Here is a 6,322-nt window from a genome sequence, read left to right on the forward strand (position 1 = left end):
GCATCATTGTCGAGCTGCCAGGCATAGTCTTGCCCGACCAGGCGCACCGCCTGCCGGCGGCTGAGCTTCAGCGTCTTCAGCATGCCGAAGAACTGGTGCACATCGGTCAGCCGGCTCCAGCGGTCGCGCAGATCGTCGAGATTGGCGGCCGCTTCGTCGCCATGGCTCTCGTCATCGGGGAGTGGTCCCGAAATGTCGACGGTCGGCTCCTGATTGGACGATTCGAGCGCGGCAACCAGCTTCTGATAGGCATAGAGGCTGGAGGCCGGACGCAAATGCACCTTGTGCACGGCCTCGCCCGCCGCATCGAAAAACTGCAGGCTGCGGCGGATTTCGTCGCCGTCTCGCTTCTCGACGGCAAAGCCGTGTGCCCAGACCTTCGGGAAGATGCGCAGGTCGATGTTTTCGCCAAGCACCATGGCATTGTGGTTGCCGGTGACGACCTTGTCATAGACGCCGATCTTTTCGTGCACCGCGCTCTCATTGCGGGTCAGCGCCATGACCTCGCCGACGGCCTCGAGGCCGGTCAGAAGATCGTTGACGCGCGGCTCGATGCGCACGACGCCGTCGCCGCAATGCGCGGCGACCAGTTCGGCTTCCGAAATGCCGAGCTGGGCAGCCAGATCACGCTCGCGCGTCTTCGGATTGTCTGTCCGTGCCCGCCGGATTTCATGCGGGGCGGGTTTTACGCGCTGATCCATGTTTCGTCCCTGCTGCCTAGAGCAATTCCGGGAAAAGTGTGAAACGGTTTTCCGTCCGGAATTGCGTTAAAACAAAGAGCTAGAGCGGTTCGGCGTTTCCGAGAAACGGTGAACCGCTCTAGCCTTACTTGTTGAGAATGAGCTTGCCCTGACGGGTGATCTTCAGCCGGTAGAGCGCACCGTGATGCTCGATGCCGATCTCGTGCTCGCCCTGGAACAGAGTGTTGCTGGACAGGGTTCGCACCGCCAGCGGAACCCGGTCGAAACGGGTGGGGGCCGAGGCATCGTCGGAACGGCGGACGCGATAGCGAAAATCGTTGGGATTGTGGGTGTTCATCTCTGTCGATCCCTTTCCTGTGCCGGGCGTCTGGCTAGGCGTTGCGTAATCCGATTCATTTCTTGACTTGAATAATCATGTTTACTAGTCAGTGCAATACCGGATTAAATGAGTCAACATTTAAGACGCCGGAGACGATCAAAAATGCCAGCCAGCCCCGGGCCAGCCAGCATGAAACCTGGACTTTGGAGTTGGGGCATGGGGTTGGTGACTTGGGAATGGCGTGGCCGGTCGGCGGCGAACGGCGCGGCGGCATTGTTGGCAAGCGTGGCGGCTATCGCCTTGTCGGCGCAATTGGCTAACGCCCAGCAAGCGGCGCAGCCGACAGAGCAAACGAAGAAGGCTGAAGAAGAAAACGCCGCACCAGCGGGAGCAACGCTGCTCGACAAGATCCTCGTCATCAGCCGCACCGGCGAGACGGCGATCGAATCGCTGGCATCGACCAGCCATGTCGGCCAGGAACAGCTCGACCGCCGCATGGCGACGACGCCGAATGAGATGCTGCTTGGCGTGCCCGGTGTCGCGGCGCAGGCCGACGCCAGACGCGTCAGCACCAGTATCAACATCCGAGGCTTGCAGGATTTTGGTCGCGTCGCGGTCATCGTCGACGGCGCCCGTCAGAACTTCCAGCGTTCCGACCACGGCACGCAGTCGACCTTCTACATCGACCCCGAACTCGTTAAATCCGTGGATGTTATCCGTGGTCCTGTCGCCAACACCTATGGCTCAGGCGCCATCGGCGGCGTCGTCTTCTTCGACACCAAGGACGCCGGGGATTTCCTTAAGCCGGAAGAAACATGGGCCGGCTCCGTCACGGGACGCTATGAGAGCAACGGCAAAGGCTGGACAACAAGCGCATCCGGTGCCTACCGCCTCAACGAGAACTGGGACGTGCTCGGCAACATCGTCTACCGCAACTATGACGACTACAAGGATGGCGGTGGCGACACCGTCAAGGGCACCGGCTTCGATGTGCTTAGCGGCCTGCTCAAGACCACCATCCGGCCGACCGACAACAGTGAGCTGAAGCTCGGCTGGGTCGGCTCAAGCGACGGCTGGAACGAGATCAGCGGCGGCGTGCCGGTCAATGACGTCGACCTGAAGTCGAACACCTTCACCGCCCGCTACAACATTACGGATGAGGACAAGAGCTGGCTCGATCTCCATATCAACACCTCCTACAACAAGACCAATCTCGATCTGACCAGCCTCGTGCCTCTCAACCGGTTTGACCCGAGCACCGGCCTTCCAGTTGTTTTGCCGGCTGGCTCGACATCGAGATTCGACATCGGCACGACCAGCATCGACATTTGGAACACGTCCAGATTCGAGACTGCGGGAATCGCGCACGAACTGACCTATGGCGGCGACTGGGCCGGCGATAAAGTCGAGACCGGCGGCACGGCCGGTGGCGACAGCTTCTATACGCCTTCCGGCAAGCGGAACGTCTCCGGCGCCTATGTCCAGGACAAGCTCACCTGGGAGTGGCTCGAAGTCATCGCCGGGCTGCGTTACGACAATTACAGCCTCAAGGATGACACCCACGAAACGTCGGGGGACCGGTTGTCGCCGCGCATCACCGTCGGCGTCTCGCCTTTCGACAGCGCCAGCCTTGCCGGCCTGCAATTCTACGGCACCTATGCGGAAGGATACCGGTCACCCTCCCTGTCGGAAACACTGATCAGCGGTCGCCATCCGGCAGGTGTCACCTTCCCGTTCCTGCCCAATCCCAATCTGCGGCCGGAAACCGGAAAGACCGTCGAATTCGGCGTCAACTACAAGCAGGATGACATCCTCGAAGCCGGCGATGCGCTGCGCATCAAGGCAGCCTATTTCAACAACGATGTCGAAGACTACATCGATGGCGTTACCCTGTCGCGGTTTGACCCGACAGCCGGCTGCCCGAGCGGACCCGGTATCCCGATATGCTTCCAGTACCAGAATTTTGCCAAGGCCAAGATCGACGGCTTCGAACTTGAGGGCGTCTATGATGCCGGATGGGGCTATGCCGGGCTCTCGGCCTCAATCACCAATGGTCATACCATTTCCTACAAGGACGTTCGGGCCGACCTGCTGACCATCCCCTCATCCCAGGTCACCGCGCAGCTCGGCTTGCGCTTCCTCGAGGACAAGCTGACCGTGGGCGGCGAAGTGCAATACAATGGCAAGCCCAAGGGCAATCCGATCGCCGAGGACTACACGCTGGTCAATGCTTTTGCCAGCTACCAGGCGACGGACAATTTGAAGATTGATTTCCGCGCCGACAATCTGTTCGATGTAAAATACGCCAACCCGCTCAACCTGACCACGGCCGGCCAGCCGCCGCAGCCGGTTTTCGCGGCTTACGAGCCCGGCGTCACCCTGAAGCTGGCGGCGACGATGCGATTTGGAGGCTGATGACCATGACGAGCTTGATGACATCCCTTCGTCTGCTGACCTCGATGCTGGCGATGTCGCTTGCGATGGTTCCGGCATGGGCACAAGAGTCCGCGCCGGTCCCTGCGCTGACCCTTGAACTCAACGGTGCGCAACCTTCCGACAAGGGTTGCCGCCTGACGTTCGTGGTCAACAACAATCTCGGCGCCGACCTGTCCAAGGCGGCGTTCGAGATCGCCCTGTTCAACGAGGCCGGCGTCGTCGACCGGCTGACCGTGCTCGACTTCAAGGAATTGCCGGCAGGCAAGACCAAGGTGACGCGTTTCGATCTGGCCGGCACCGAGTGCTCGAAAGTCAGCCGCGTGCTGATCAACAGCGCGACCGAATGCACCGGTACCGGCGTCGAACCGAACGCCTGCATGCGAAAGCTGAAGACGGACACCAAGACCGGGATCGCTTTCGGAGTCTGAGGTGGGGCTGCATCATGCATTCCCGCGAAACACCGTAGTGCAGCCTCTGGCCGGCGATAGCAGACTGCCGGCGAACGATCTTGATTTGACAACTCTACTCTTGTCGCTGCAGGTCTCGCGGCGAGACATGCAGGACATCAATCCCCTCCCCGAGGCCGGCGCCGAGCTGACCATAGAGCCAACCGAGCCGCTCGCGCTGCCGCGGCCATCGGCCTGGAGCCGCAAATGGACGGCGGCGATCGTCGTCTCCTGCCTGCTCCATGTCGCGGTGGCGGCGGCCTTTCTGATCTCCCCTACGGGGATTTCCAGTTTCCAGGACGCCGAGCAGCCGGAAGGTAGTGAACAGTCGGGCAGCAACGTGGCCGGCAGCGCGCTGGACAAGGACCCGGCGGCAATAAACGTTGCACTGGTGCCCAGCCCGCAACCGGCCAAACCACAGCCGGCAACGCCGCCCAAGCCGTCGCCGCCAACGGAGCCTTCTCGGCCAGCCAAGGAAGCGGCAACGACCAAGCCGGAACCTGTCAAACAGCAGACGGTTGCCCCAGACATATTGGTGGCCGGTGTCCCACGCCCCGATGGCCAGAGCGTGGCTCCCAAGACCGAAACGCCGGCGCAGCTGACCGTTCAGCCTGAGAGCACGGAAGCGCCTGTCGCCGTTCCGGAGCGGCCTCCGATCCCTAGAGCCAGGCCAACTCCGGCAGCTGCCCCTTCAAAGATGGCGGATGAGAAGCGCGGCACGGCGGATGGCGAGGACCGGTCGGCGCAAGCAGCCAGCAAGGGCAAAAGGCAAAAAGAGGCAGGCACGGCCGCGGAAGACAACTACCGCGGCGATGTTTTTAGAAAGCTCGGCAGCGTCAATCGCACCCTCCCGCCTTCCCTACAGCTGGCGGCACGCAACAATGCGGTTGTCACATTCGTCATAGGCAGGAAGGGCAACATAAACGAGTTGCGCATTCTGGAAACCTCAGGATCGGCGGCTTTCGATCAGGCAGCGCTTGGCATTGTCCGCAAGGCAGCCCCCTTCCCTCCGATTCCACCGCAGGCAGCAAGCGCAAATTTGGAGTTCGAGACCGAAATCGGCCCATTTTGAATGTGCGCAGAACAAACGCTGCAGCCGCCAATCATCAACATCCGCACGAAAGGAACCGCCATGTACATCGCAATGAACCGCTTCAAGGTGCAGACCGGCTCGGAGAACGACTTCGAAGCCGTCTGGAAGAACCGCGATTCCAGCCTTGCTGAGATGAAGGGGTTTAGGGAATTCCATCTGCTGCGCGGCCCGGTCAACGAGACCGAAGGCTACACGCTTTTCGCGTCGCACACGGTGTGGGCCAGCCACGACGATTTTATCGCCTGGACCAAGTCCGAGAATTTCCGCGCCGCCCACAGGAATGTCGGCACGACAAAGGTCCACTATCTCGGCCACCCCCAGTTCGAGGGTTTTTCGGTCGTCGAAGGCGCGTAATGCATGTCGTCCAAAAGTGGTCCCGGTTTTGGGACAACGACATGCATAAAAACAAAAGTTGACCGGGGGTCAGGCCCCGGCCAGCAAGCTCGCATTGCCGCCCGCGGCGGTGGTGTCGACGCAGACCGCCCGTTCATGCGCATAAGCCGCCGGGTTGAGCACCTCCGTGACCAGCGGCACGATCGGGCCGGAGCGGTCGGCGATGACCTTGCGCACGATGCGCGCGGCCTCGGACGTGCCTGAAAAAGCGACGACGTCGACGCGTAGCGCGCGCGCCTCGACCGGATCCGGCCGGCCGTCGATGGCGGCCAGCGGCAGGCCCTTGCCGGTCAACGCGGAAAGGGCTGCCGGTGCACCTAGCGCAACGGCCAGCACGGCATTGCCGGCGGCGAGCGCCTGGATCGTCTGCGCCAGCAGCGTATCGCCGTCAGGACCAAGGCACAGCACCCGTCCGCGTGGCGACAGCGACAGCGTGTTGGCCTCGCCGGTCGGCCCGGGCAGGTCGACCTGGCCGAAATCGATGCCGGCGGCCGCACCAATGGCCGCAGCACCCTTGCCGCGCAGATGCTTCCTCAGAATGGCGATCCGGTCGGGCCGCGTCGACCAGCCGCCAAGTGCGGGATCCGGCAGATTGTCGGCAAGTTCGGTCGCCGTGACCTTGTGGCCATCCTGCACATGGGTGCCAGCCTCCGGCCCCTTGCGGAAGCGGCGGAGGTAGTGCGGGCCGCCGGCCTTCGGACCGGTGCCTGAAAGCCCCTCGCCGCCAAACGGCTGCGAACCGACGACGGCGCCGATCTGGTTGCGGTTGACATAGATGTTGCCGGCGTGGATGCCGTCGACGAAATGCTGCACGCGGCCCTCGATCCGGGTGTGCAGCCCGAAGGTCAGGCCGTAGCCCTTGCGGTTGATGGCGGCGATGACCGCGTCGATCTCGTCGGCGTCGAAACTGGCGACATGCAGCACCGGCCCGAAC

General features: G+C 62.3%; 7 protein-coding genes. 4 read left to right on the forward strand and 3 right to left on the reverse strand.

Annotated elements, in window-relative coordinates; all coding sequences use genetic code 11:
• Both EN964_RS20945 and hemP read right to left on the reverse strand, forming a co-directional pair.
• Positions 1 to 701: ChuX/HutX family heme-like substrate-binding protein (locus tag EN964_RS20945; protein ID WP_127276700.1), on the reverse strand; the 701-nt coding region annotated here is incomplete at its 3' end.
• Positions 702 to 825: 124 nt separating this feature from the next.
• Entirely contained in the window at positions 826 to 1,038 is a 213-nt protein-coding gene (gene hemP / locus EN964_RS20950) for a hemin uptake protein HemP (protein ID WP_127271521.1), read from the reverse strand.
• A gap of 198 nt (positions 1,039 to 1,236) precedes the next feature.
• Between hemP and EN964_RS20955 the strand changes: the two genes are divergently transcribed.
• The 4 genes from EN964_RS20955 to EN964_RS20970 all read left to right on the forward strand — a co-directional run bounded on the left by EN964_RS20955 (position 1,237) and on the right by EN964_RS20970 (position 5,349).
• Positions 1,237 to 3,435 (forward strand): TonB-dependent hemoglobin/transferrin/lactoferrin family receptor, encoded by a 2,199-nt coding sequence (locus tag EN964_RS20955; RefSeq protein ID WP_127272242.1) that lies wholly within the window; start codon positions 1,237 to 1,239, stop codon positions 3,433 to 3,435.
• Positions 3,436 to 3,440: 5 nt separating this feature from the next.
• Entirely contained in the window at positions 3,441 to 3,884 is a 444-nt protein-coding gene (locus EN964_RS20960) for a hypothetical protein (protein WP_023812248.1), read from the forward strand.
• A gap of 85 nt (positions 3,885 to 3,969) precedes the next feature.
• Positions 3,970 to 4,974, forward strand: coding sequence for a TonB family protein (locus tag EN964_RS20965; protein WP_306255281.1), 1,005 nt, complete (start codon positions 3,970 to 3,972; stop codon positions 4,972 to 4,974).
• A gap of 60 nt (positions 4,975 to 5,034) precedes the next feature.
• Positions 5,035 to 5,349 (forward strand): antibiotic biosynthesis monooxygenase, encoded by a 315-nt coding sequence (locus EN964_RS20970; protein ID WP_027039045.1) that lies wholly within the window; start codon positions 5,035 to 5,037, stop codon positions 5,347 to 5,349.
• A gap of 69 nt (positions 5,350 to 5,418) precedes the next feature.
• Here the strand turns inward: EN964_RS20970 and EN964_RS20975 are convergent.
• On the reverse strand, positions 5,419 to 6,322 hold a 904-nt coding region (locus EN964_RS20975; protein ID WP_127276702.1), incomplete at its 5' end, for an aldehyde dehydrogenase family protein.

This window comes from Mesorhizobium sp. M7A.F.Ca.CA.001.10.2.1 (assembly GCF_003998575.1).
In the GTDB taxonomy this organism is placed as follows: domain Bacteria; phylum Pseudomonadota; class Alphaproteobacteria; order Rhizobiales; family Rhizobiaceae; genus Mesorhizobium.

Coding starts and splice junctions, on each gene's coding strand:
- hemP (WP_127271521.1), bottom strand. CDS start 1,038: ATGAACACCCACAATCCCAACGATTTTCGCTATCGCGTCCGCCGTTCC.
- EN964_RS20960 (WP_023812248.1), top strand. CDS start 3,441: ATGACGAGCTTGATGACATCCCTTCGTCTGCTGACCTCGATGCTGGCG.
- EN964_RS20970 (WP_027039045.1), top strand. CDS start 5,035: ATGTACATCGCAATGAACCGCTTCAAGGTGCAGACCGGCTCGGAGAAC.
- EN964_RS20955 (WP_127272242.1), top strand. CDS start 1,237: ATGGGGTTGGTGACTTGGGAATGGCGTGGCCGGTCGGCGGCGAACGGC.